The sequence below is a fragment of the Facklamia sp. P12932 genome (assembly GCF_050409545.1).
Lineage (GTDB): Bacteria > Bacillota > Bacilli > Lactobacillales > Aerococcaceae > Facklamia.
Genome location: NZ_JBNUPG010000013.1, coordinates 15550 through 42293, shown reverse-complemented (window position 1 = coordinate 42293; position 26744 = coordinate 15550). Strand labels below are relative to the sequence as shown.

Sequence of the window (26744 nt, the reverse complement as noted above, 5' to 3'; positions counted from 1 at the left end):
GTACTTTCTTCTTTAGAGCTTATTTCTTTGGTACTCTCTTCTTTAGAGCTCTCTTTTTTAGAGCTTTTTTCTTTGGAGCTTTCTTCTTTAGAACTCTCTTTTTTAGAGCTTATTTCTTTGGTACTTTCTTCTTTAGAGCTTATTTCTTTGGTACTCTCTTCTTTAGAGCTCTCTTCTTTGGTACTTTCTTCTTTAGTTGTTTCCTCTTCAGTTTCTTCATTCATCACTTCAGTAGCTGTTGTTTCATCAACGGATGTGTCAGTATTCGTGGTAGTGTTCTCATTTGTACAACCAACTAATAGGGCAATGGCTGATAGAGATAGCACTCCCACTTTCATCTGATTTAAAATTGATTTTTTCATTCAACTCTCCCTTTCATCAATAGAATTTATTAATCAGCAACAATAAAATGAATATGCTTATTTTATGACAAACATATTTCATTCAGCTTTATTGTACGAACGAAAACGCAACAAGTCAAACAATTCAATATTAAATTAGATATAAACAACATATATTATAGATAATGAAAACTTGCTAGAAAATTTATTATTAAATTTAATTATCAAATTATTCAAAATTACTTAGCATAGATTGCTTAAGGAGAATCATGTAGCCGGCTTATCTTGAAGCTTAAATATAAAATTTAAAAAGCAAAGCCTATGAATTATGTTAAGAGGGATTTTATTTTTTTGTTAGTCGCTTTATAGAAAGAAAGTGTATAAATGAATCAGCAAAAACACCTATTATAATTTGAAAGAATTAGCGAATACCCCAATTAAAGTCATTGATTCAAAATTTAATTCAGGCGCTCAGTGACTGGTGGTTAAAAAAGCTGCAGAAGTTTTAGCCGCTAGAGAGGACTTTTAAGAAACGGTTAAAAGAATAGAAGGAACTATTAAGAAAACGCATCTCTTTATCAACGCTCCTACCTTGAAATATATGTTAAATCAGGATGCATAGCTAGGGCGCAGGTTTTTGTTGCCAATAAGGTTATTTTAAAACCAGTAGTCTCGATGGATGAGGTTGGCGGCGGGGTAGCAATAGGTATGACCATTAGTTAAAAGGGTAATATTAAAAAGATTTAAAAATGAGTTAATAATTGTATGCAAGAGCATACAATTATTAACTATGCTAGTGTTCATGCCTATGGAGGCCAATGCGTGCAAGAATTTGAGGAATATTAAACTTAATTAATTAGTAGGGGGCTAGATTATACGATGAAATTTTAGCATTTGTAGCGATGAGTGCGAGGATAGGTTCGGTCGCTATCGCCTTAACTACTGAATCGAATAAGAAGGGGGTTAACTGGATTTTAAAAGGGTAATTATATATAGTGTGTTATTTATAGTCACCTTGGTGATCGCCACTCAAGGCTTTACGACTAAGATGGAGGTGGCTTGATGTTGCCACTTCTTTTCCCCTTTATTTATTTCACTATTATTTTTTAAAATTAAGGGCAACTCAATTGTCGATATAGGGTGGGGCTTAGTCTTTGTGTTGCAAGGAATCTTTAATTTTATTGTCGGCTCGGTAAGCTATTCGATTATTAAATACAATCAATTTGATTTTTCTATGAGTCATAATTACATTGTAATAATTAGCTTGCTAATTGCTGACATTGGTCTGTTTTTCGAAGTGGTTGGCGATGAACAACTTAGATAACACATAAATAAAAACACAGGCAAATGACTCCGAACAGACTTATGGTCAATGCCCCGTCATCCTAATTATTTTAGAGAGATCTTAGTTTAGGTCGACCTATATATTAGTGGGTTCACCTTATTATTTATTCAAGCCGTTCATCCTGTTTATTATATCGTTCTAGTTATTTCTCCTCTAGTAATGGCGACAGTATTGATAAAAATATCTATTCCTTTATTAGAAAAAACATGTAGTAATATGAAGGTTGGCAAGAATATACTCAAAGAGTCCCTATGTTATTTCCATGGGGCAAGAAATAACATCTAATAAAATAACTTCCTAACAAACTGTTTTGAGACAGTTTGTTAGGAAGTTATTTTGTATTAAAGTTCGAAGTTAAAATGGATAGGAGGTTGGAGGTCAAATCTATTCACTACGAAGAGCTTCAACCGGGTTTTTGCGTGAAGCTTGTTTAGATGGAATTAAACCAGCAATAAATGATAGTAGAATGCTTAAGCCAATTAAGATAAGGGCATTTTTAAAAGATAAGCTGACTGTGACCTCTTCTAATAAGTGCAGCAATAAATTGTTTAAAGGAGTGTGTAATAAATAAGTAAACCCGATGCCTAATAATCCTGAAAACAAGCCGATAATAATCGTTTCAGCATTAAAAACCGTTGAAATATTTCTTTTTGAGGCGCCGATGGCTCTTAGAATACCAATTTCTTTTGTGCGTTCTAATACTGAGATATAAGTGATGATCCCGATCATAATCGATGATACGAGTAATGATACGCTGACAAAAGCAATGAGAACGTAGGTAATAACATTCACAATTTCCGAAACAGAAGACATGATTAAGCCGGCAAAGTCGGAGTAGGTAATTTTTTCCTTTTCACTAACAGTCTGATTATAAGCTTCAATTGCGTCAGAAATAGCTTCTTTATCAGCAAAATCATCTGCATAAATACTGATTGCAGAAGGATTTTCAGTAGAAACGACACCAAATTCTTTTAAATTAGTGTCGTAACTAGCCGGTGCAATTGAAGAATCATAAATTTCAAGAAGGGACGAATCATCCAGGTCTTTAACGACTTGATTAAATGGATCCGCGATATTAGCCGGATTGTCAGCTAAATTTGGCTCTGTTGTTGCGAACGGTTCTAAGCTTTGCTGTTTTGCTTGAATTTGCTTAATAAATTCAGCTTGTTGACTGAGGGTGAAATCCTCTAAATAATGATAGACATCTTCAATTTTTTCTCTATCGTTAGCTGCTTCAAAAGCTAGACCATTTAAAACGTTGGTTTTTGGTTGCTTTTTTTGTGCTTGAACGATGTCACTTTGATTGACATAAGCCATTAAAAAGTTTCTTAATTTGCGTGTATAAGCAAGCGGAGTGCGAATGGTTAAGGTTTTAGCATTATCAACTGGTTGAATGATACCGGAAATTTTTATCGGGATAGCTTTTTCTTTAACAACTTTTTCAATCGTTAAGGGATCGTCAGTCAGTTTTTGATAATTACCTCGCGCGTTTTTCTCATAGTAATCACTGCGAGGTAATAAATAAAAAGTTTGATTGCGTAGGTCTTTAAACCGAAGTGTCTTTTTTTCGAGGTGAAGTTCTTCATCATTTTCTATTTGATTGAGAATTTTCTCATAATCTTCAGAGGGGAGCATGCCAAACTCGTAAAAATCAGAAAGGCTGATTTCATTGGCTTCATTTACAACCAGCACCATCTCATTATATTTTTCAGGCCATTTACCATCGATTAAATGATAATTATCCTTTACAACTGGGCTAATAACTTGCTCACCTTGACCTGGAAGAAGTTCGCTAATTTTTGTGTTGGGTTGATTAAACGAGTTTGAAGGGGAACTAAAGTTTGTTCTTGGTTGTCGATTCACACTTTCAAAAGAACTACCATCAGTATTGATCAAACGCTCATTTTCGTCGTAGGCGAATAAATCAAAATTGATAGCGTAAGAATAAACGATACCATTTTTGCCGACATAGTTAGAAAGTTTATTGTCATCTTGATCTAAATATTTTTTGAAAGCTGTTAAATTATTTTGGCGAAAAGAAGAATTGAACTCACTCATTTGTTCAAGCGATTCATTGTTACTGTAGATGACGTCTAAATTTTCATTGTTAGAGTCGGTATCTTCTGTTTCTTTAGTAGAAGTTTCCGCTCTTCTTGCCGACATTAATTGATTAAAGTCGACAGACTCTTGTTCAATGGTTATTGGATAGGCCGACATAGTCTCTTCTTGGACGTTATCAATATAGTTATTCACGCCGGTCGATAGCGATAGAATGAGGGCAATTCCAATAATCCCGATGGACCCTGCAAAAGCTGTCAAAAACGTTCGGGCTTTTTTAGCGTTTAAATTATTAAAACTTAACGACAAGGCCGTAAGAAACGACATGGAAGACTTGCCCATGCTTTCATGCTTAGAGTTTTTGTTTTCTTCAATGGCTAAAGGATGGGTGTCAGAAATGACTTTGCCGTCTTGCAATTCAATAATGCGGTTGGAGTATTGGTGAGCCAATTCAGCATTATGAGTAACCATCACGACCAAACGTTTTTTGGCAACGTTTTTTAATAGGTTCATTATTTGAAGGCTAGTCTGTGTATCTAAGGCTCCTGTCGGTTCATCGGCTAAAAGAATATCTGGCTCATTGACTAATGCTCGTGCGATCGCAACTCGTTGCATTTGCCCCCCAGATAATTGATTGGGCTGTTTGTTGATATGATCTTTTAACTCTACTTCCTCTAAGGCTTTGATAGCTTTTTGCTTCCGAAGCTTGGCTGAAATTCCTGAAATAGTAAGTGCCAATTCAACATTGGATAAAACGGATTGGTGAGGGATTAAATTATAGCTTTGAAAGACAAAACCGACCGAGTGGTTGCGGTATGAATCCCAGTCTTTGTCTTTATAATTTTTGGTTGAAATGCCATTAATAATAATATCACCACTGTCATAGCGGTCCAAGCCGCCAATGATATTGAGTAACGTCGTTTTACCTGACCCGCTGTGACCTAAAATAGATACAAACTCATTGTCTCTTAAATTGAACGTCACATTATCCAAGGCTTTTTGCTTAAAGCCCCCTGTATGGTAACTTTTGGTTATTTTTTCTATTTGGTGCATTGTAAAACTCCTTCATTGAAAGATTTACGAATAAATGGTAATAGTCTCATTTCAAACAAAGTATATCACTAATACCGACCTAATTCGATCCTAGCGCAAACAAAAAATAGCAACACAATATCTTCCACCTAAAAAAACTCAAGTCGAAAGTTTTAAGGTATGCGTGGGAAGCCTTGCGATAAAATAGTAAGTGTGATCAATTGTCTGATAAGGATGTTTTTTATATTGTTAGCTTAATGGGACATGAACGACTAAAATAATCCGTCAGGTAACGATTGGAGCATTATTTTATAATATAAATCTATCAGTTTCTAAAATGACACCAAGGGGAGCTAGTTTGTAGGATGCTTAAAGGGAACAGTGCATAAGTTTTCCAAGCAAAAGCCATTGTGGCCTACCACTTAATTAAATAGAATTTTAAGAAGTTATCTAATAAATCAGGCCTATTTATCAGAAACTCTGATAGGTCCGCGGCCTGTTAGTAAGTTATAATAGCATCAGGAATATTATTTAGATGCATCCATCCAAGATGTTGAGAGTGGTTTTGTTTATAGGAAGCCTGTTGTTCACAAAAGCGGTAGGACTTAAATAATGCTAGTGCAACTAATAGAAAAAGAGCGAGGGGTTAATTTTGAATAGTAAGCGTATGTTAGATTGTTTCGCAAGTGATTTTGCTACGATGACTTCCTCGGATTTACTCAATAGTATACGAGCTAATGAAGGCAGAACTTTATTAGTAGAATTAAGAGAAGATCGAACTCCTCACCTACCTGATCTTACTAACAGTGAACTTGCTCGAGCCGCTGGTGCGGATTTGATTTTGCTCAATCAAGTAGATGTTTTTAATCCAAAGATATGGGCTTTACCAGATACGCCACATCCAATTGAAACTTTGAAACAGTTTGTCCAACGTCCCATCGGTGTCAATTTAGAACCGGTAGCCAGTGAGGGACATTATTTGGAAAAAGTAAAGAGCCTAGTTGAGGGGCGTATATGTAGTGTTGAAAGCTTAAAAAGAGTGGAAGAATTGGGGTTAGATTTTATATGCTTAACAGGAAACCCACAATCCGGAGTTAGTAATCAGGCAATAGTAGAAGGTATTCGTCTGGCGAAAAACCATTATTCTGGTATTGTGATTGCTGGCAAAATGCATGGGGCAGCCTATGATGAACCTATTTCTTCAGAAGAATGGGTGCAACACTTTTTGACAGCTGGGGCTGAAATTATCATATTACCTCAAGTTGGAACCGTGCCTGGTTACTCGATGGAAGAGTTTAGGCGCAGTTGTCAGTTGATTCACAAAGTGGGGGCTTTGAGTTTAGCAGCTAACGGGACGAGTCAGGATTGTTCACAAAAAGAGGTGGTTACTCAATTGGGATTAACTGCTAAAATAGGTGGTGCAGATATTTTGCATATTGGTTGTTCAGGTAGTGGGGGCATTGCCCCGTTTGAAAATATTATGCAATTATCGATTGCCATTCGAGGGTTGAATCACACGCTTAGAAGAATGGCCATATCCAATCTTCGATAAAGACTCTGCTTCAAGACTTATTACTAAAAAAGATGGAAAGGATGTGGTAGGCTAGAATAGATAATTATTTAGGGATTTAGTCATTCCAACAACTTAAAGAATAAAGGAGAAAAATATGAAAAAAACATTAAAAAGCATCTTAGCAGCATCGCTCACTTTATCAACTGTGTTAGCACCTTTAACAGCTATGGCTCAAGAAGAAAATGCAGGTATAGAAATTAGCTTTATGATTCCTGATTGGGGAGCTCCATCGGATGAAATGTTGGCTAGATTTGAAGAAGAGTATGGGATTAAAGTCAATGTTTTACCAACTAGTTGGGACGATATTCGTGATAAGTTAGCGATTGCAGCTGCAAGTAACACGGTGGCAGCGGATGTCTTTGAAGTAGATTGGTCTTGGATGGGAGAATTCACCAGCGCAGATTGGTTGGCTCCTATTGATTTGCCAGATGCGGATGCTTTTCCAGCAATCGAGCAATTTATGCTAAACGATGAGGTCTATGCAGTCCCTTATGCAAATGATTTTCGGATTGCCTACTACAATACAAAAATGTATGAGGAGGCTGGCTTAGAAGAACCGCCAGTAACTTGGGATCAAGTGATGGAACAAGCTAAAACTATTAAAGATGCTGGAATTACAGAATACCCAGTATCGCTTCCGTTAGGTGCGGATGAAAATTTAACGACTACTTTCTTCTGGTTGGCTTATACACGCAATGGTATTATATTTAATGAGGATAATACTTTGAATGAAGAAGCGTCTCTCGATGCATTAACTATTATTAAGGCTTTATCAGATGAAGAATTAATTAATCCAGGTAATGTGAACGGTTCGGGAATGGACGCTTACAGACAGATTAACTCAGGAGATACTGCCTTTATAGTAGGCCCATCTTCATTTGTTGGTCGCGTTAATAATGAAGAGGAGTCAACAGTAGTTGGACAGGTAAAACCAATTTTACTGCCAGGTGTTGATGCAAACGCTGAAAGAACAGTACCTTTCCAAGAAGCAGTAGGTATTTCACCAAATACTGAAAATATGGAAGCTGCTCAAACCTTCGTTAAGTGGTATACTTCCGAAGAAACTCAATTAGAATTATTTGATGCGGTAGGAGCACTTCCTACACGATTAAGCATCTTACAGCAGCTAATTGATGAGGAAAAGATTAAAAACACAGGTGCGATGGTTGAATTGGCTGAAATGGTTGAATCGCCATTCCCAAATGGGGTGCCAGAATATTACACCGAAATGAGTGCCGAAATTTATAATACTATCAATAAAATGGTAACTTCAGATCTTTCTGCCGAAGAGGTTGTTAAAGAATTAGTTGAAAAAGTAAATAGTGTTGTTGAGGAATTTGCTGAGTAATTAATAATAAATCTAGGTGTAGTGCACTACACCTAGATTTAAATTTTTAAGGGTTGATCCGTGCTATTATAAAAATGATAGTAGGGATCAATGATTTAAAAGGAGTTTATTATGAAAAAATCTAAAAAAGCCATTTTTCTAATCTTACCCATGATGCTTATCATGGGATTGTTCGTCTACTTACCAATTGTACGCACCTTCATCTACAGTCTTCATGCGTTTAAATTAAGTAGACCAGACCGCTTTAAGTTTATCGGACTCGATAATTATAAAGAGGTTTTACTCTCAGAAGATTTTCATCATGCTTTTCAAAATAGTTTGATGGTTTTTTTATTAGTCGTCTTTTTAACCGTCATTTCCAGCATTATTGTGGGACTTTTGCTCAATAAGCGGACAGTTATTAGCCCAATGCTAACGGGTATTGCAATTGTTCCTTGGGCTTTGCCCCCCCTAGTTAATGGTATTGTCTGGCAATTTATTTTTCATCCCAGTTATGGTTTTATGAATAAATTATTGATGAGTCTTTCAATTATTGATCAGCCAGTTGCTTGGATTAATAATCGTTATTTACTCCTAATTGTCGTTTCAATTGTAATTGCTTGGCGGGTGGTACCTTTTTGTGCCATTTTAATTTTGGCAACCCTACAAACAATTCCTAAAGAAATCTACGAAGCGGCTAAAATGGATGGTGCCAGTCGTTATTCAGAGTTTTTCTATATAACGCTAAGAATGATTTTGCCTACACTTTCAATTGTGTTAATCCAAGCAACTATGGCAGGTTTAAATGTTTTTGATGAGGTAATTTCTTTAGTAGGTTACCGTTATGAAGGACAAACCCTTTTAATATATAATTATTTAAATACCTTTAGCTTTTTAGACTTTGGTCTAGGGTCAGCGATTACCTATATAATCATGATTTTATCGGGGATTATTGGTTACTTTTATATTCGTTCGCTAAGATTGGAGGGAGATCATGCTTAAAAATAAACGTTGGGATTGGTTATACATTATAACTGTAATTATCTTTCTGCTATTCACTTTAGGTCCCCTTATTTGGGCTTTTATAATTAGCGTCACCCCTAAAGCAGAATTAATGAAAGCGGGAGGTCGCTTTCTACCCAGTCAAGCAACTTTTACAAATTATCAAAGCTTGTTTGATCCGACAGATAAGGCACATATAACCATTTTTAATGGCTTAAAGAATTCCTTAATTAGTTCCTTATATACTCTCTTTATTGGGGTACCTTTAGCTGTTTTAACCAGTTACGCTATGGTACGTTTTCGCTTTCGCTTACGAAAAGTGATTTTACGCTTATTATTGATTACCATCGTTATTCCTGTGTTTACCACCATCATTCCAATATTTGCTATTTTTTCAAACTATCAGTTGCTGGATAAGCTTTTCTGGATTAGTGTCATTTATGTGACTGCTTTTTTACCTCTAGCAACTTGGATGTTGATTACGCATTTTAATAAGATTCCTAAAGAAATGTGGGAAGCAGCAGAACTCGATGGTTGTACAGAATGGCAGCTTTTCTGGAGGGTGATTTTACCCATGTCACGAACAGCTATTATTACCTGTGTCTTAATTCTCTTGTTAATGAGTTGGAGCCAATTTCAAATCCCAATGATTTTAACGTCAACTCAGAATAATAAAGTAATTACCCTAGTTCTATCTGAGTTTATGACAAGAGATGCTATTGACTATAGTATGATTGCAGCCTCTGGTTTAATAGCTATTATTCCACCAGCAGTTATCGCAATGGTTTTTAGAAAAGATCTTGTATCAGGTTTATCAGCAGGGTCAATTAAAGGATAGTATTTCCTAGAAAGGAACAATCCCCACTCCAATTCCCAGAAATGAAAGATGACTTTTTGCTCTTCTTTGCAAACTAGTGATTTGAGGCATTGAGTCAGGATGGATATCTTTAGAACCATAAATATGCTCTAAGGCCATATCAGGATAGGCAGAATGGGCGATTAGGTCAAAGTTACTTGAAAAAGATAGAATATTGCTTTGAGATCCTAATAAAAATGAGTTGTTAGGATTTAAGAGCCAAGAATAACAGTAAAAGTATTGTGCTGGGAAATTAGTTAAATATCTTTTTTTAAAGGCTCGAGCTAAGTAAAAAGCAGTTGAAGAGTGTGCTTCATCAATTAAACTATCTTGCATGATGTGGACACTAATAATAGGGAGAGCATCTTGAAGGATTTTACTACCGTTATTAATGTAAGAAATGTCTTTAGGAAGAGTGGCTGAATCAAAAAGAGTAAATTCAAATTGAAGCTCGCCTAACTTGAAAATCCTAAGACGAAAGATACGTGCTAACCATTCAAAATCATCTGTTGATAAACCGACAGCCTGGGATAAGTTAATACGTAAAAAAAGGTCGGATAGTGTATTTTGTAATATATTAAGAGGGAGATTGTACTTTTTATACAGCTCTATTAAAGCTTGAATACATACAATCATAATGACCAATTGTTGCCAATCATTTAGTTGAATATTAGTTAGCAGAAAGTCTTGTTTAATAATTTGCTGTAAAACTGCCAAGTAAACTGTTTGATTATCTTTAAAGTCTTTTAACGCTCTTTGAATGGTTGTTAATTCAATCTGGCGAGACTTAATGGTTTGAGACTGATTGTATTTTTGACAAAAGGTTTGGATTTGTTGGCTATCAATCGAAAAGTTTTTAAAACAGTTTTGGTAGAAATACGAGTATGATAAGTAGGTCATGGTTGCTCCTCCTTGAAGATTTAAAATAAGTATAGCACGGGATCCTACTAAGCACACAAATTTGTTAAAGGAATGATTAAATGTCTAACGGGTTAACCATATATTTTGTCCGTCATGGTGAAACGTTTTTTAATAAGAATGGGCGTACCCAAGGGTGGTGTGATCCTTTATTGACAGCAGAAGGGATTCAAGCAGTTAAAGATTTAGGCGAAAAATTAAGTAAGGTTAAATTTGATGCGGCGATTGTAAGTGATTTAAAGAGAACACGTACCACAGCCGAAATTCTTATTGAACAAAGTATCTATCCGAATTGGATGATTCCCATTATAGAAATGGCAGATTTTCGAGAAATTAGCTTTGGTTCCTTTGAAGGTATGGAAAGCTATCAAACTTGGGATATCATAAGGAGATATTTGGGTTTTGATTCTGTAGAGAGTATGTTGAGAAATACAACAGAAAAACAAAGGCTGACAGCATTACAACCTGCTGACCCTCTAGGTCAAGGAGAAGACTATGCTGTTTATTGTAAGCGTCTTAAAGAAGGAATGGATAAATTGTTTAATGAATTAATTGAGACGGAGGCTTGTATCTTATTTGTTGGACACAGTATCAATATTCGCCATATACTTCAAATTCTATTACCAAAAACAGAACATATTGATGAGTTTTATGATATGCGGTCTATGAATAATGGGGGCGTGGTAATTATTCAAAAAGTAAGAGAGGGCTTTAAACTCAAACAGTTTATAGACAAAAAGTTCGCTTAACTAACAGAGGGTTGTTTTTGTTCACTTTAGACAAAATACATTGTAAAGTTGAGCAAATATAACAATGAGAAATGAAACCGTTTTACACTATAATGTATGCAAGATACAAATGGGCAAAATTTGGAAAGGGTGCGAACTATGATAAAAATTTCACCAGCAGAAATCGATCGCCAAATGGATTGGATTTCGAGTATTTCTGATAAAGAAGGAAAAGGTACTACAAGACTTTTATATAGCAAATCATGGATTGAAGCTCAGAATGCCTTGAAAGAACTTTTTGAAAAAGAGGGGATGAAGGTAGAGTTCGACGAAGTAGGGAATATGTTTGCAACAGTTGAAGGTAGTGAAGAGCCAGAATCAATCATCGCCTCAGGATCGCATATTGATACAGTTGTTGATGGTGGTCGTCTAGATGGCCAATTGGGTATTATGTCTGCCTACTTAGCGATTAAGGGGTTGGTTGAAGAATACGGCCAACCAAAGAAATCTTTGCGAATTGTTTCGATGGCAGAAGAGGAAGGCTCTCGTTTTCCATATGCCTTTTGGGGATCTAAAAATATTTTTGGTTTAGCGAAAAAAGAAGATGTTGAAACCATTAAGGACAATGACGGTGTTCCTTTTGAGACAGCTATGAAGGAAGCAGGCTTTAATTACCTTGTAGATTCTCCACGCTTTAATCACTTTGATGCTTTTGTAGAATTACATATTGAACAAGGAAACTTCTTGGAAAATGCAGGCAAAAAAGTTGGGGTTGTTAATGCCATAGTGGGGCAAAAACGCTACACCATTAAATTAAAGGGTGAAGCTAATCATGCCGGAACGACCTTAATGAGATATCGTAAAGATGTCATCGACTGTTACGCTAGAATTGTTTCTGAAGTCATTGATAAAGCAAATGAAATTGGCGATCCTTTAGTCGTAACCTTTGGCCACGTAGAAGTAAAGCCTAATGTGGTGAATGTTGTTCCTGGAGAAATGGAATTTTCAATTGATACTAGACACACTAACCAGGAAGCTCTCGATGAGTTTGCTGTATTTATTGAAACGACTATTGAGAAACATTGTCATGAAAAAGCGATTGAAGTAGAAATGAATTTATGGATGAATGAGCCACCAGTGCCAATGGATCCTGAGATTGTTAAAGTTTTAGAAAAAGTTTGTCAGGATAACCAATTAAATTATCAAATCATGCATTCAGGAGCGGGGCATGATTCACAGATATTTGCTCCACAAGTTCCAACAGCTATGATCTTCGTTCCTTCCATCAAAGGAATTAGTCATAATCCGGAAGAACATACCGAGGCGGTGGATATTGTTGAAGGGATACAAGCTTTAGCAGAGGCCTTAAAAGAATTGGCCTATTAAAATAATTTGGAGGACTTTTAATAATGGAACATAATGATGTCTTAGTAAGACAAGAACAAATTGATTTGTTTAAATCAAGGGGATATACCAATGATGACATATTGCCTAATAAGCCAGAACAACGTAGTATGTCAACACTTAACTTCTTTACTCTGTGGATGGGATCGGTCCATAATATTCCTAATTATCTAACTGTTGGTGGCTTTCTAGCTTTAGGGGTGGCACCTATTCACGTGTTCTTAGCTATCATTTTGGCGGGACTAGCAGTAGCGGGACTAATGACAGTTAACGGTAAAGCAGGGTCTATGTATGGCATTCCATTTGCCATTCATTTACGTTCTGTTTATGGTAGTGCAGGATCTAAATTGCCTGGCTTTCTAAGGGGAGTTGTGGCAGCTATTGCTTGGTTTGGGGTCCAAAACTATGCAGGTTCGAAAGCTTTGTTGATCTTAGTAAGTAGAATTTGGCCAGCTTTCTTGAATGTTGGTGAAGGCATTAATATTTTGGGCCTTTCTGTACCAGCCTTTTTATCATTTGTAGTCTTCTTCTTGATCAATGTAATGATTGGCTTAGGGGGAGGCCGCGTATTAAACAAGTTTACAGCTATACTAAATCCACTTATTTATGTTGTGTTCGGAGGAATGGTTGTTTGGGGATTGAGTGTAGCGGGCGGGTTTGGACCAATTTTCGACCATGTAACAGCTGTTAATCAATCGGTTGCAACCCCTTTAGCCTATTTGATTATTATTGCATCTACCTTATCTGTTTGGGCAGCTCCAGGAGTAAGTGTTTCTGACTTTACTCAAAACGCAACTTCCACCAAGTCTCAAACAATAGGACAAATCTTATCGTTGTTAGTTGGGTATGTCATTTTTGCTTTTGCAAGTATCACTGTTTTAAATGGTGCGGCCATTACTGGTGTTTCACATCAAGGAGATGTCTTACAAATTATTAATCAATGGGACTCTATGCCGGCTATTTTCTTGGCTTCTTTTGTCTTATTGATGACAACCGTTTCAACTAATGCGACTGGTAATATTATTCCAGCAGCCTTCCAGTTAACAGCTCTTTTTCCACAAAAAATTAATTATCGTAAAGGTGTTATCATCGCAAGTATTATCAGTTTTATCATAATGCCTTGGAAATTCATGGAGTCAGGGAGTGTAATTCTAGTTTTCCTTAACTATATTGGAAGCTTGTTAGGCCCTGTAGCCGGTGTTATGATTGCTCACTTCTACTTTGTGGACAAACAAAAGATCGACTTGGATTTACTATACTATTCACCAGAGCAAGCAGCGGATAACCCTTATTCTGGTGTCAATAAGAAAGCTTATATCGCAACCATTTGTGGGTTTGTTGTTTCAATTGTCGGACAATTTATCCCAGCCCTAGAGTTTCTGTCCCAAATCTCTTGGATTGATGGTTTTGTAGTGGGATTACTTGTTTACTTTGTATTAAATCGTGCAGAATAATTAAATTTAATTATTTTGGACGCTTAATAAAAATTTATTAGGAGGTTATTTTATGTCATATGATTTAGTCATCAAGAATGGTCAAGTCATTTTAGAAAGCGGCGCAGTTGTGACCGATTTGGCAGTCAAAGACGGAAAGATTGCTGCAATTGGTGAAAATTTATCGGCTGAGCAAGAGGTTAACGCTAAAGGATTAATTGTTAGTCCGGGAATGTTTGATTGTCACGTTCATATTACTGAAAATGGTGGAGGGTATCGTGATGAGTGGGAAGGTTATGTTACAGGAACTTCTGCTTGTGCTAAGGGAGGAGTAACTTCTTTCTTAGAAATGCCATTGAACCAAGTACCAGCAACAACTGATGAAGCGAGTATTAAGGACAAATACCAATCTGGTCAAGGTAAATTAAAAGTGGATGTTTTCTCATTTGGAGGACTCGTTCCTTATAATGTTGAAACAGGTGGTATTCAAGAATTAAATGAGAACGGTGTAACGGCCTATAAATGTTTTATGGCAACTTGTGGCGACCGTTCAATTGATGGAGACTTCCAAAATGTGGATGACTATTCACTCTACGAAGGGATGAAACAAATTGCTAAGACAGGAAAAGTTCTAGCTATCCATGCTGAAAATGCAGCGATTACTGATCGCCTAGGTGAAAAAGCAAAAGCGGAAGGCAAATCAAAATTGTCAGAGTATGTGGCGACTCGTCCAGTCTTTACAGAGGTGGAACCTATTCAACGAGCAATTCTTTTTGCTAAAGAAACAGGCTGTCGTATTCATATCTGTCACGTGGCTTGCCCAGAAGGTGTGGAAGCAGTTATTAAAGGGCAACAAGAAGGTGTCGATGTCACTTGTGAGACTTGTTTACATTATTTATACTTTACAACAGACCAATTAGATGCTATTGGAAATGTGGCTAAATGTTCACCACCAATCCGTGATAAAGAAGCTCAAGATGGTTTATGGGATTATGTCTTTTCAGGGGATATTATTTCATCAATCTCTGATCATTCTCCATGTACCCCAGACTTGAAAGATAAAGAAAATGCATTTGATGCTTGGGGCGGTATCTCAGGCGTACAAAATGATGTCGATGTGTTCTTTGATGAAGCAGTTAATAAGCGTGGTATGTCTCTTGAGCAATTTGCACAAGTGATTGCGACACAACCAGCCCGTCGTTTTGGTATTGATGATACAAAAGGAAGCTTATCAGTAGGCAAAGATGCAGATATCGTTTTAATTGATCCTAATAAATCTTACGTCTTAACTGCTGAAGATTTAGAATATCGCAATAAGATCAGTCCTTATATTGGTAGCGAAATTGGTGCAACTGTTATGGCTACTTATGTAAGAGGACATGAGGTTTATAGCATAGATAAGGGAGTAACAGAGGAGTTTGTTGGAGAATTTAAATAATTAAATATAGACTAATTTGTTTTCAGAAGAAGCAAATAGTCCCTAAGAATAGATTGGATCTAATTCTTAGGGGTTTTTTAATACCAACAGAAGACTTTTTAATTAGAAGAGCAAAGTGATGATTGGTATGGTAACGACTGAGAGCAGAGAAGTCATAAAGACCATCTGACTAGCAAACTCAGGATGATTGTCGTAATTTTGAGCAAACATAGCTACATAAGATGCTGTCGGCATAGCTAACATGATAGTCGGAATAATTAACTCATAGTTTGAGAAATTAAAAGCTTTTAAAGTAAAGAGAATTATTAGAGGTATAAAAACGAGTTTGAGTAAAGCTTGAATATATAAGAATTTATTAGCGAATATCTTAGAAATATCACTGCGCGATAGAATTAAACCAACAACAATCATGGCTAGCGGTGAAGTTGCCGGGCTTAAAATATTCAAAACTTTATCCAAGGGTTGAGGAACTCGCCAACTAAAAAGAAAGAAGATTAAACCAACGACTATCGATAAGATGCCGGGACTTAGAACAATTTTTTTCCAATTAAATTCTACCTTACCTGAACCGTTTCTTCCCATTAAATAAATACCAATTGACCATGAGACAGTTTCAAATAAAAACCCGGCGCCGATAACAGCATAGAATAGAGCTTCTTCTCCTAAGAGATTACTAACAATAGGGTAACCCATAAAAGAGGTATTAGATAAAAGAAGGGCCACTCTAAAAACATCCTGCTCGGAAATACTTAACTTAGTTTGTTTAGCAACTAACCATCCTAATAACAACATACCAGCATAACAAACGGCTACAATTATTAGAATTGTAAAAGCTCTTTGCACACGTTCAATATTAAAATCTAATTGCATGGCATTAAAGATGGTTGCCGGCATGGTGATATACAAAACAAGGTTGGTAATATCTTTTTGACCTTGAGCACTGATTACTTTCCACCTACCAGCAAAAAAGCCAATAATAATAAGAATGAATAAGACGAGCACACTTTGAAGCGTGGACATAAAATCTAACTGCATAAAAACATCCTTTCAATTTTTATTTAATTTGATAACGAATCAAGCCACTCTATGACTTGCAGATAAACCTCTCTCCCTTTTGTTAAATTTGTTCGATCGAAATCATGATCTGCAGAAGCAACCTCAATCAAATGACTTTGATTAGCGAATTTGTTTAGTTGTTTTGATTGTTGAATGGGAACATCAGGGTCTTTATCAGCATGGACAAGAAGTAAAGGAGGTAGTAGGTTAATTTGCTCTTTAGTGAGTGAAAAACTGTTTGGATCATCCGTTAGAAATTCAATCCAATTTCCAACTTGTCTACAATAGAGGTAGATTAAATAACGCTCATTTTCGTTTCCCTGACTGATAGGTTTGTTTTGAATGAAAGTCTCGATTAATTCTTTGGACACTTTCGCAAATTTATTATGGTAAGGATTAGGATAGATAAAGTTTGCATCATTTAACTTGTAATAGCCATAAAAGCTGATGATAGTTTTCAACCATTTAGAAGACCTTCTTGTAGCTAGTTGTAGGGCAAGATAAGCTCCGGCTGACCGGCCAAATAGATTGTATGAAGGATCTATTTGGCCTGCTAATTGATAACCTGCATTTTGATACCATTCAAGAGTTTTGCTTAAAAGATTAATGATTTGCTCTAAATTACTTTCAGGAGCTAATAAGTAGTCAAGAGCTAGTATCGAATATCCTTTACTGTTAAGTAATTCGATATATTCGCCCGGCAAGTCTTCGCGTTGACCAAAAATCAGTCCACCACCGTGAAGATAAATCAACATCTGGCTTTGTGGCAGTGAAGATCTATATAGTGTAGCTGAAATTTTATAGTGAGGAGTTTGAAAAACATCAATTATTTGTCGAATTTAAATCACCTTCTTCTAAATAGGGAGATGGAGCCCATTCTTGTAAGGTTATTTTAACATTCTTTTTAACGCATCCACTACAAATTTAAAATGAAAGAAACCTTATTTTTGTTCGAAATGAACAAAAGAAGGCGTTTTATTTGTAAACTGAGCAATCGAATTATATGAAGGGAAACGATATAATAGTAGACAAAGGGAGGGGTTTTCTTGTTATTCACAAAAATTCAAAAAGGTAATTATCAAGACTCTATTAACTTGATGCTTTTATCAGCAGAAATTAATAAAGTTGATGGTGTTACTCAAGCACAGGTTATGATGGCGACGGATGCAAATAAGGATATCTTTAAAGGGGCCGGTTTATCTACTCCTGAATTAGAATCTGCCGGTGCTAATGATTTGGCAATTGTAGTTGAAACAGAAGATCAAGCAGTTTTTGACAAAGTTTTAGAAGAAATCGATCATTTTCTGGCAGACCTAACGGTTAAGAAAGAATCTGATAATAAGGTAGATGTTGATAACTGGGAGGAAGCAATGGAAGCTTTACCAGATGCTAATTTAGCCTTAGTATCTATTCCAGGAGAGTATGCAGCCTATGAGATAGAAAAGGCGCTTGATAATAATTTACATGTTTTCTCATTCTCAGATAACGTTTCAATGGAAGATGAAGTGAGACTAAAAGAGAAGGCGCATGAAAAAGGACTCTTATTCATGGGGCCTGATTGTGGGACAGGAATCATTTCGAGTATTCCAATGGCCTTTACCAATGTTGTGAAACCAGGAAATATTGGCGTGGTTGGAGCTTCAGGGACAGGCATTCAAGAAGTCACAACTATTATTGATCGTTTAGGTGGTGGAGTAGTTCACGCTATTGGTACTGGTGGTAGAGACTTGAAGAAAGCAGTTGGCGCACGTACCATGATTGACGCCATTATCGCTTTAGAAAAGCACCCATTGACAGATGTCATCTGTGTTATTTCTAAACCACCTGCAAAAGAAGTAAGGGATCAAGTTGTTAAAGTATTACAATCCCTATCCAAGCCTGTAGTAGCCATTTTCTTAGGTGAAAAACCAACCGAACATATTGGTAATGTAGCTTTAGCTTATACATTAGAAGAAGCAGCTAGAATAGCAATAGACTTAGCTAATGGTGAAGAAGTCAAAGCTAAATATGTGGACGGGTTAGATAACCAAATCCAATCTCAATTAAAAGATAAAACAGTAAAAGGTCTCTACTCAGGTGGAACATTAGCAAATGAAGCAGCTATGCTAATTGCAGATGCTTTAGAACTAGGAGATATTCAAAACGAAGAAGGTTACATCTTAAATACGCACGGTTTCCAAGTGATGGACTTAGGAGACGATGTTTATACACAAGGTAAACCACATCCAATGATTGACCCAAGTATTCGAATCGAAAAGTTAGAAGAAGCTTTTGCAGATGAAAAGACAGGTGTTATTTTATTAGATGTTGTCTTAGGATATGGTTCACACCCAGATATGGCTAATGCTCTGATTCCTACTATTCAAGAAAATCTCTCAAAATTGGCTGATAGTGAACGTGAAGTTTATGTTGTTGCGACTGTAACGGGAACACCAAACGATCCTCAAGATTACGATAAGGCTGTAGCCAACTTAAAAGAAGCGGGCGTATATGTTGAAACAACTAACGCAAAAGCGATTCGTTTAGCTTTAGAATTGATGGGCGTTCACTATCAATTTGCTGCTAAAGAACATGTGGCTTATACAGGCGAAAAGATCGAATTACCTAGTCCAAGTGAACACGTTCAAGAATTAGTGATGACTTCTCCACGTGTTATAAATATTGGTATCGAAAGTTTTGTGGATCCAATTATTAAGTTTGGAGGCAAAGCTATTCAATACAACTGGCGACCAAAAGCAGGTGGCAATAAGAAATTAATCAAGATCTTAAATGAACTAGAAAAACATGCAGAGGCTATTGATGAAGCCAACCAGAAAGTAATTGGTCGTATGCGAGATTCGCAACCTTACTTAATCGATGTGAAATATGCTAAAGAGGTTATCCCAGAATTAAATACGGATAAAAAAGTTGTTTTACATGCTGGACCACCAGTGAAATATGAAAACATGACGGGTCCAATGCAAGGTTCAGTTATTGGAGCGATGCTATTTGAAGGTTGGGCTTCCAATCATGAAGAAGCACAACAACAAATTGATGCTGGAGAAATCACCTTCATGCCTTGTCACCATGTGGGCGCAGTAGGCCCTATGGGCGGAATTACTACTGCTAATTTCCCTGTCTTTATCGTTGAAAATAAAGCAGACGGTACCACTGGTTACTGTATTATGAACGAAGGGATCGGAACGGTATTACGTTTCGGAGCCAACAATGAGGAAGTTATTACTCGTCTTGAATGGATGCGTGATGTATTAGGGCCTGTATTAGGACAAGCGTTACGTCAAATTGAAGGTGGTATTAATGTCAATGTTATGATTGCTAAAGCCATTACCATGGGTGATGAATTCCACCAAAGAAATATTGCGGCTTCCCTTGTATTCTTAAAAGAAATTGCTCCAATCATTACATCCTTAGATATTGATGCTAAACAAAAGCAGGAAGTGATTCAATTCTTAGCGGATACCGACCAGTTCTTCCTCAATATTGCGATGGCTACTGGCAAAGCGATTGTTGACTACGCACGTAAGATTCAAGAAGGCTGTATTGTTACCACTATGGCACGTAATGGTGAAAACTTTGGTGTTCGTATTGCAGCCATGGGTGACCAATGGTTTACTGCACCTGTTAATACGCCGAAGGGTCTATATTTCACTGGTTATAGTGAAGAAGACGGTAGTAAGGATATCGGAGACTCTGCAATTACAGAGACTATCGGTTTAGGTGGTTCAGCCATTGTAGCGGCCCCTGGAGTGACACGCTTTATCGGTGCAGGTGGTTTTGAAGACGCAGTTCGCATTTCCAATGAACAAGCAAAAATAGTCAGCGCACAAAACCCTAACTGGTCTATTCCAACTTGGGATTTCCGTGGAGCTAACTTAGGAATCGATATTCGTAAAGTTGTTGAAACAGGAATTGAACCAATTATTAATACTGGTATTGCACATAAGAAAGCAGGTGTCGGTCAAGTAGGTGCTGGAACGGTTACTGCTCCGATTGCTTGCTTTGAAAAAGCTTTAGTAGCTTTTGCGGAATCATTAGGAATTAAGGTGGATGAATAAGCTAGTAGCGGATAAAACAGCCCTATTGATCTCGACTTATCTTTTCCCCTTAGAAGATCAAATATATTGGGTCGACTCTGTCTTTGAACATGGGATTAATTTAGTCACAAGAAAGACAGAGGGTTCACAACAACTGATTTATCTTTCAGCAGTTAATCAAGAAAAGGCTTCTGTAATAGGCGTTCAGTTAGAAAACAAGCAAGTGTTTAATCAGTTGATGCGCTGTCTGAAGCCGGGTGAACAAATTCGACAGCGGAACCATTCATGGATTGTCTATACGCGCCCTTTACCCCTAAAAATTGATCTAGTCGACTATCAAAGATATTCTTGTTGTTTACCCGCTTATTCTTTAAAGCTAACCGTTAAAGATTTAAAACAGCTTATTGATAGCCTGAGAAAAGCCAAAGTTTATCAGCAATCGGCTTTTAATAAGTTAGCTACACTGCAAAATTACTATCAAAACAAATTGCTTGGCGATTTACAAAATGATTTATTGACTGATCCAGCTAAAATGTCAGATTTAGTCCAATTTCTTTTTGGTAAAGGGCTTGGACTAACTCCTTCGGGAGATGACTTTTTACAAGGAATGCTAGTTATGGAACAGAGTCTCTTAAGTCGCCGAGGTCCAATTGCTTCGTTTGAACAAACCTGTGTAATATTATCTAATCTCATCCAGCAAGCGCTGAAAGTAAAAGCAACAACTAAAGTTAGTCAAGCCTATTATCATGCTGCTTTAGCAAGACAAGTCAATCCGACATGGCTGAAATTGATTGAGGCGATAGAGAATCAAGCAACTGATCAGTTAAGTCAATCAATTCGTGCAATCCAATCGTATGGGCACACTTCAGGTAATGATATGCTCTTGGGAGCACAATTTTACTTACAACTAATACTAAAAAACAAACTTTTAAAAGGAGAGGTTTAAATGGGATATAAAAACAATAAAACAGGTTATAGAGATGGTTTATTAGAAAGCCGTGCTGTGGTTGAGAAAGACTTATATGCAATTTTACCGCATGATGGTTTAGTGAATAATCAGATTCCAGGATTTGAAAATGTTTTGATTTCAATTTTAGGCTCACCTGCTCTTGGCGCTAGCTTTAATGATTATATTGCAGAGTTCCAAGAAGGCGGTAAGAACGAACGTGGTTTTGGTGGAGAAGGGCTTGAAACATTTGCTTATGTTATCTCAGGTAAATTAAAAGTAAGTGATGGTAAAGAAGAACACCTATTAACAGATGGTGGCTACGCTTTCTTCCCAGTAGATCAATTAATGTATCTAGAAAATGCTCAAAAAGAGATAACAGAAGTTTTCTTGTACCAACGACGTTATGATGCTATTGAAGGTCATGAAGCGCATAAAGTGGTGGGTAATAAAGCTGATTTACAACCAATTGAGTATGAAGGTATGAAAGACGTCCTCTTATGGAACTTCTTGCCAACAGATGATTTTGGCTTTGATATGAATATTCATATTCTTGAATTCCAACCAGGAGCTAGTCATGGATATATCGAAACCCACTATCAAGAACATGGTGCTTATCTACTTTCTGGTCAAGGAATGTATAACCTTGATAATAAGTGGTTCCCGGTCGAAAAAGGTGACTACATCTTTATGGGAAGATATTCTTTACAATGTGCTTATGCTGTTGGACGTGACGAACCTTTATCTTATGTTTATTCTAAAGATGCTAACCGCAACCCTAAACTATAGGAGGATAAAATGACAGATAAAAATGAAACAGTAAAAATTCAAGCCAGTCGTCTACAAGACTTAATAAAAAAGAAGTTAATGGCAGCAGGACTACCAGAAGATTCGGCTTTAGAAACGGCTAAACACTTAACTTATGCTGATTTATCTGATATTCATTCTCACGGAGCTGTTCGTGTTGCATATTATGCTGAACGCATTGCCAAGGGGGGCGTGACCAAAGAACCGAAGATTACTTATACAAAAACAGGTCCTGCGACAGCTACTTTTGATGGTGACAATGGTCAAGGACATTATATTGCTAATCTTGCTTTAGAAAAAGTCATCGAATTAGTAAAAGAAAATGGAATTGCCATGGTAGGAGTCACCCATGTTAGTCATACAGGTATGTTAGCTTACTATGTTGAGAAGTTGGCAGAAGCTGGTTATGTTAGCCTGTCGATGACACAATCTGATCCTATGGTAGTGCCTTTTGGAGGGTCTGAAAATTATTTTGGAACCAATCCGATTGCTTTTGGTGCACCTCGCAAGGAGGGTCGTCCAATCTTCTTTGATATGGCAACCACTGTTCAAGCTTGGGGTAAAGTCTTGGATGCGCGTTCAAAGGGCGAGTCAATTCCGGATACCTGGGCAGTTGATGCTGAAGGTAATTCGACCACCGATCCACATAAAGTAGCGGGTCTTTTACCAATTGCGGGTCCCAAGGGATATGGTTTAATGATGATTGTTGATATTCTTTCGGGTATGCTCTTTGGCTTACCTTTTGGTAAGAGTGTCTCTTCAATGTATAATGATTTAGACAAGGGCAGAGACTTAGGACACGTTTATATCGCGGTCGACCCAGCACGCTTTACTAGCTTGGATCAATTTACTTCCAATATTGAACAGATGGTAGAGGAGTTGCATGCTATCAAACCAGCTGATGGCTTCGATCAGGTCTACTATCCTGGAGAATTAGCGGTTTTAAGCACAGAACGTAATCTTGAAAAAGGGATTGATATTCCAAAACATATTATCGATTACCTTGAGTCAGATACTGTTCATTTTAATCAGTATGGTAATAAAGGCGCTTTTGCTGAATAAACCACATAAGCTTAGAAAAAACAAGATAATTAATAAATTTAAAAATAGTCTAACAATCTATCAATTGCTAGACTATTTTTTATATTGAAGAAAGTGATAAGTGTCAAGTCTTTTAAAAAAGGAAGATGAAAATCAGTTATAAAATTGCTCAAGCAAGAAATTGTTATTTTGGTTAGTCTCAGTCTAAGTTGTTTTATATCCTATAAAAGATGGCTTGTAAAAGTAGGAAGGAATTAAATCTCTTGGTATAATGAGTTTACTAAGGAGATGGTTTGTGTGGTATCCGTAGAAAAATTATTAACAATCGACTACCTCTCGGAGATTAAATTATTAACAGATAGAAAAACAATTGAACACCAAGAAGTTAGTAACGTCGAAATAACTGAAACACCCGATGTTGAGTTTTATATCAGTCCGGAGACTTTAATTCTTACAACCGGAATGATTTTTAAAGATGATCAGTTGCAGATGATTCCCTTTATCGATTCATTAATTCGTGCTAAAGGAGTAGGTTTAGCCATTAAATCAGGACGTTTTCTTAATGGAGAACTCCATCCCAAAGTGATTGATTATGCCAATCAGCGCAACTTTCCTATTATTAATATACCTGATAAATATCCACTCGGACGCTTACTCCATCAAATTTCAAATTATATCTGGAATCAACGAAAAGAAGAAATTGAGTTTGCGCTAAGTATTCAAAAGCAATTCTCAGACCTTTTACTTAACAATACTTCCATTGATAAAGTAATCAATGAATTCAGTAAAATCATTAAATGTCCGATTATTCTCTTGAGCCCAATAAAAAAAGTGGTGAGTTATTCGCATCATTTCACTAAAAAACCACTTCTTATCCAATCGTTGCAGGAGCAGTTTCAAAAGCGATTTAAACAAAAACAAGTCCCTAATGATTATTTTAAAATGAAAGATGAAAATGACCAGATACTTCTAATCTCTGCCAGCAGTGTCTTTGTATTTAAATACTTTCCCCATTACTTGCTCATACTAAACCCAGAGAATATGACCTACCCCATATCTGCCTTTACGATTGATCAAGCCAAATTAGTTCTTTCCTATATTCTTTATAAAACGGAAAAAGTTTTTTCCAGTTATTTACACACTTCCTCTAGTTTTATGTTAGAGACTATGGGAGGAGATACCTTAAATAAAGGGATTCTTTATAAAACGATTGAAGAAATTAAATATGTTGACTCCAACTATTACTTGGCTGTTGAAGTAAATGTTTCAAGTGCACTGGAACCTAAATTAAAAACAGTTAAACTCTATGAAAAATATGCGTTAATTTTAGATTTTCTAAAAATTTATGGTCAAGAATATTTTAAGGATATGTTTTTATTTCAAACAGACGCTAATGCCCATCTCTATCTAATCTTACAAAATCATGTCGGTAATCTGGATGAGAAATTAATGCAGTGTCATGATGATTTGTTAAAACTGGTTAATATTGACATGATTTTTAGCGTCGGCGAATCAGTCAGTTCAATTGATCAAGTATCCAGGTCGATTGACCAAGCGTCCTTAGCATTTAAAGCTCGATTGACAGATTATAATAAAGAGACTATTAGCTATTATAACAATTCGGGAGTTCAACATCTTTTTCACGATATCGACAGTAAAGATATTAATTATTTTTGCGAATCAGTACTAAAAGAGTTAGCTTATCCTCAAACAAATAATTTAAAAGAATTACGTGAAACCCTTAAGGTATATTTAGATAATCAGTGTGAGACAACGTTAACTGCCAATATACTATTTGTTCATCGAAATACCGTCAAATATCGTATTGAGAAATGTCAAGAATTATTAGGAGTTGATGTTACCGACCCAAGAGCGTCCTTAAACATTAGAATAGCCTTAATGCTTAGCGTCTAGCTTATCAGTCATATGCAGATCAGTTTGAGCAAACTCTTATGGCTCATCGCTGGAGTTAAGAGAGTTTGCTATTTTATTGCAAAGGACTTTAATAAAGATAAAAAATGCTAAAAGTTAAAACCTCTTGAAAAAAACGAACATACGTTCTATAATGTTGAAGAGGTGATTCGATGTTGAAGGAAGAACAAGCGCTGGAAATTAATTTTTTTGATTTGGCCTATCGACAATTAGAAGAAGATTATATGAGATATTCAGCTGTAGGTTTGCCTCTTTATTGTGTAATCGACAGCATTATTAAGATGATGCAAAGAGATGAGATAACATTTTTTATCTTACCTCGAGCAAAAAGTTTAGACGGCAAAAATCATTGTTTTTATTTTCGTGTAGTTGATAAGTTCTATGAATATCGTGGCTGTGATTTGTTTTAAAATTTATTTAATGGACAAACATGCAGAACATATTATTAATAAGTAAAGATGTTATAATCAAAGTGGAAACGTTTTTTTGAATTGAATTGAATTGAGTTGAGGGGTATCTAAAGGTCGTTAGTTTAAAATGTAAAAAGGAATGATAAATATGTTAGAACAAACAAAGAGTCAAGCTGTTAATAGAACAAATTTTTGGATAATAGCTGATTTCATCTCTTTTTTTCTTACCATATTTGTCAATTATTTGGGGGGATCAGGTTTAATTAATGATATGAGCCAGCAAGAAGTATCTGCTAAATATACAACACTGATTACTCCCGCTGGTTTTGCTTTTAGTATATGGGGTGTGATTTACACCTTAGTGTTAATCACGCTGACTTATTTAGCCTTTAAGCGTGATGATAAAAAAATTATGCATACTATTTCACTGATTTCTCCTTTATTTATCGTTTCCTGTCTTTTTAATATGGGTTGGATCTTTAGTTTTTCATACGAATTGATAGGTCTTTCTGTTGTGATGATTTTTATATTACTCTTAGCATTAATGAAACTGATTGAAAAAATTAATTATAACAGTAAAAATATTTCTTATAATTTACCAGCTTACGCTTTTACACTCTATGCTGCTTGGGTTTTAATCGCAACTTTTTTAAACATCTCTATTTTCTTAGTCAAAATAGGCTGGGATGGCTTTGGTATCTCAGATTCAGTGTGGTCATTGGTGGTTATTATTATTGCCATTGTTTTCGTTGTAGGCTATGTCTTTATGTATAAGAATGCTTTCTTTCCTATCTCAATAGCTTGGGCTTTCTATGGCATTTATAGTAATTATGAAGAAGGTGTACATAGTCCGGAATTAGTAACAAGTATTAAAGCTGTCTTATTAGCTGGTTTAGCTATCTTAGTAGTATCGGCTATCTATCGGTTTGTTAGGAATAAAAATAGCATCTTCCCAAAGGATGTAAACAGCCAAAATCAATGAGTAGAAAGGGAACAAATATGGTGGGTCAAAATTTCAAAAAAAGAAAGTCAATCTCTTTGGAGAAGAAATAAGTATTTAGTT

The 26744-nt window shown here is 36.2% G+C and carries 20 protein-coding genes and 2 pseudogenes; 17 read left to right on the top strand and 5 right to left on the bottom strand.

The window, feature by feature from the left end:
* Positions 1–362, bottom strand: a pseudogene (locus tag ACQV2P_RS06360) (hypothetical protein); the annotation flags it as partial.
* A 1135-nt stretch (positions 363–1497) separates the two neighbouring features.
* Between ACQV2P_RS06360 and ACQV2P_RS06355 the strand changes: the two are divergent.
* On the top strand, positions 1498–1665 hold the full coding sequence (locus ACQV2P_RS06355) for a hypothetical protein (protein ID WP_428894772.1): 168 nt from the start codon (positions 1498–1500) through the stop codon (positions 1663–1665).
* A 30-nt stretch (positions 1666–1695) separates the two neighbouring features.
* Positions 1696–1755 (top strand): annotated as a pseudogene (locus ACQV2P_RS06350) (DUF1295 domain-containing protein); the annotation flags it as partial.
* Between the two features lie 315 nt (positions 1756–2070).
* Here ACQV2P_RS06350 and ACQV2P_RS06345 read toward each other — a convergent pair.
* Positions 2071–4797, bottom strand: a complete 2727-nt coding sequence (locus tag ACQV2P_RS06345) for an ATP-binding cassette domain-containing protein (protein ID WP_428894771.1) — start codon at positions 4795–4797, stop codon at positions 2071–2073.
* Positions 4798–5428: 631 nt separating this feature from the next.
* Between ACQV2P_RS06345 and ACQV2P_RS06340 the strand changes: the two genes are divergently transcribed.
* From ACQV2P_RS06340 to ACQV2P_RS06325, 4 genes are all read left to right on the top strand, one after another.
* The gene (locus ACQV2P_RS06340; protein ID WP_428882380.1) at positions 5429–6328 is read left to right on the top strand and encodes a haloacid dehalogenase-like hydrolase; all 900 of its coding nucleotides are present in this window, start codon (positions 5429–5431) and stop codon (positions 6326–6328) included.
* 115 nt (positions 6329–6443) lie between these two features.
* Positions 6444–7697, top strand: a complete 1254-nt coding sequence (locus ACQV2P_RS06335) for an ABC transporter substrate-binding protein (protein ID WP_428882382.1) — start codon at positions 6444–6446, stop codon at positions 7695–7697.
* 111 nt (positions 7698–7808) lie between these two features.
* Positions 7809–8678 carry a carbohydrate ABC transporter permease gene (locus tag ACQV2P_RS06330; protein WP_428874202.1) on the top strand — a complete coding sequence of 290 codons (870 nt, stop codon included), beginning with the start codon at positions 7809–7811 and terminating at the stop codon, positions 8676–8678.
* A complete protein-coding gene (locus tag ACQV2P_RS06325) occupies positions 8671–9516 on the top strand; it encodes a carbohydrate ABC transporter permease (protein WP_428874203.1) in 846 nt (281 codons plus the stop codon). Before ACQV2P_RS06330 ends, ACQV2P_RS06325 begins: the two co-directional genes overlap by 8 nt.
* A 6-nt stretch (positions 9517–9522) precedes the next feature.
* Here ACQV2P_RS06325 and ACQV2P_RS06320 read toward each other — a convergent pair whose 3' ends face one another.
* A complete protein-coding gene (locus tag ACQV2P_RS06320) occupies positions 9523–10434 on the bottom strand; it encodes a hypothetical protein (protein WP_428894770.1) in 912 nt (303 codons plus the stop codon).
* Between the two features lie 80 nt (positions 10435–10514).
* On the opposite strand from ACQV2P_RS06320, the gene ACQV2P_RS06315 reads away from it, so the two are divergent.
* From ACQV2P_RS06315 to allB, 4 genes are all read left to right on the top strand, one after another.
* Complete coding sequence (locus ACQV2P_RS06315; RefSeq protein WP_428874206.1) at positions 10515–11201, top strand: histidine phosphatase family protein; 687 nt, start codon at positions 10515–10517, stop codon at positions 11199–11201.
* A gap of 138 nt (positions 11202–11339) precedes the next feature.
* Complete coding sequence (gene allC, locus ACQV2P_RS06310) at positions 11340–12566, top strand: allantoate deiminase (RefSeq protein ID WP_428874230.1); 1227 nt, start codon at positions 11340–11342, stop codon at positions 12564–12566.
* A gap of 23 nt (positions 12567–12589) precedes the next feature.
* The gene (gene allW / locus ACQV2P_RS06305) at positions 12590–14038 is read left to right on the top strand and encodes an allantoin permease (RefSeq protein ID WP_428874207.1); all 1449 of its coding nucleotides are present in this window, start codon (positions 12590–12592) and stop codon (positions 14036–14038) included.
* A 52-nt stretch (positions 14039–14090) separates the two neighbouring features.
* Positions 14091–15455 (top strand): allantoinase AllB, encoded by a 1365-nt coding sequence (allB, locus tag ACQV2P_RS06300; protein WP_428876162.1) that lies wholly within the window; start codon positions 14091–14093, stop codon positions 15453–15455.
* Positions 15456–15557: 102 nt separating this feature from the next.
* On the opposite strand, the gene ACQV2P_RS06295 is transcribed toward allB, so the two are convergent.
* Both ACQV2P_RS06295 and ACQV2P_RS06290 read right to left on the bottom strand, forming a co-directional pair.
* A complete protein-coding gene (locus ACQV2P_RS06295; RefSeq protein WP_428874210.1) occupies positions 15558–16490 on the bottom strand; it encodes an AEC family transporter in 933 nt (310 codons plus the stop codon).
* A gap of 23 nt (positions 16491–16513) precedes the next feature.
* Complete coding sequence (locus ACQV2P_RS06290; RefSeq protein WP_428874211.1) at positions 16514–17266, bottom strand: alpha/beta hydrolase; 753 nt, start codon at positions 17264–17266, stop codon at positions 16514–16516.
* Positions 17267–17557: 291 nt separating this feature from the next.
* On the opposite strand from ACQV2P_RS06290, the gene fdrA reads away from it, so the two are divergent.
* From fdrA to ACQV2P_RS06255, 7 genes are all read left to right on the top strand, one after another.
* Positions 17558–20566: an acyl-CoA synthetase FdrA gene (gene fdrA, locus ACQV2P_RS06285; RefSeq protein ID WP_428894769.1), complete on the top strand. Its 3009-nt coding sequence runs from the start codon at positions 17558–17560 to the stop codon at positions 20564–20566.
* Complete coding sequence (locus ACQV2P_RS06280) at positions 20559–21491, top strand: DUF2877 domain-containing protein (protein ID WP_428894768.1); 933 nt, start codon at positions 20559–20561, stop codon at positions 21489–21491. Before fdrA ends, ACQV2P_RS06280 begins: the two co-directional genes overlap by 8 nt.
* Positions 21492–22280 (top strand): (S)-ureidoglycine aminohydrolase, encoded by a 789-nt coding sequence (gene allE, locus ACQV2P_RS06275; protein WP_428874215.1) that lies wholly within the window; start codon positions 21492–21494, stop codon positions 22278–22280.
* A 9-nt stretch (positions 22281–22289) separates the two neighbouring features.
* Positions 22290–23360, top strand: a complete 1071-nt coding sequence (gene allD, locus ACQV2P_RS06270; RefSeq protein WP_428874216.1) for an ureidoglycolate dehydrogenase — start codon at positions 22290–22292, stop codon at positions 23358–23360.
* A gap of 276 nt (positions 23361–23636) precedes the next feature.
* Positions 23637–25253, top strand: a complete 1617-nt coding sequence (locus ACQV2P_RS06265; RefSeq protein WP_428894767.1) for a PucR family transcriptional regulator — start codon at positions 23637–23639, stop codon at positions 25251–25253.
* Between the two features lie 170 nt (positions 25254–25423).
* Positions 25424–25681 carry a DUF5960 family protein gene (locus tag ACQV2P_RS06260; RefSeq protein ID WP_428874218.1) on the top strand — a complete coding sequence of 86 codons (258 nt, stop codon included), beginning with the start codon at positions 25424–25426 and terminating at the stop codon, positions 25679–25681.
* Between the two features lie 148 nt (positions 25682–25829).
* Positions 25830–26663, top strand: a complete 834-nt coding sequence (locus tag ACQV2P_RS06255) for a TspO/MBR family protein (RefSeq protein ID WP_428882387.1) — start codon at positions 25830–25832, stop codon at positions 26661–26663.
* Positions 26664–26744: the final 81 nt, after the last annotated feature.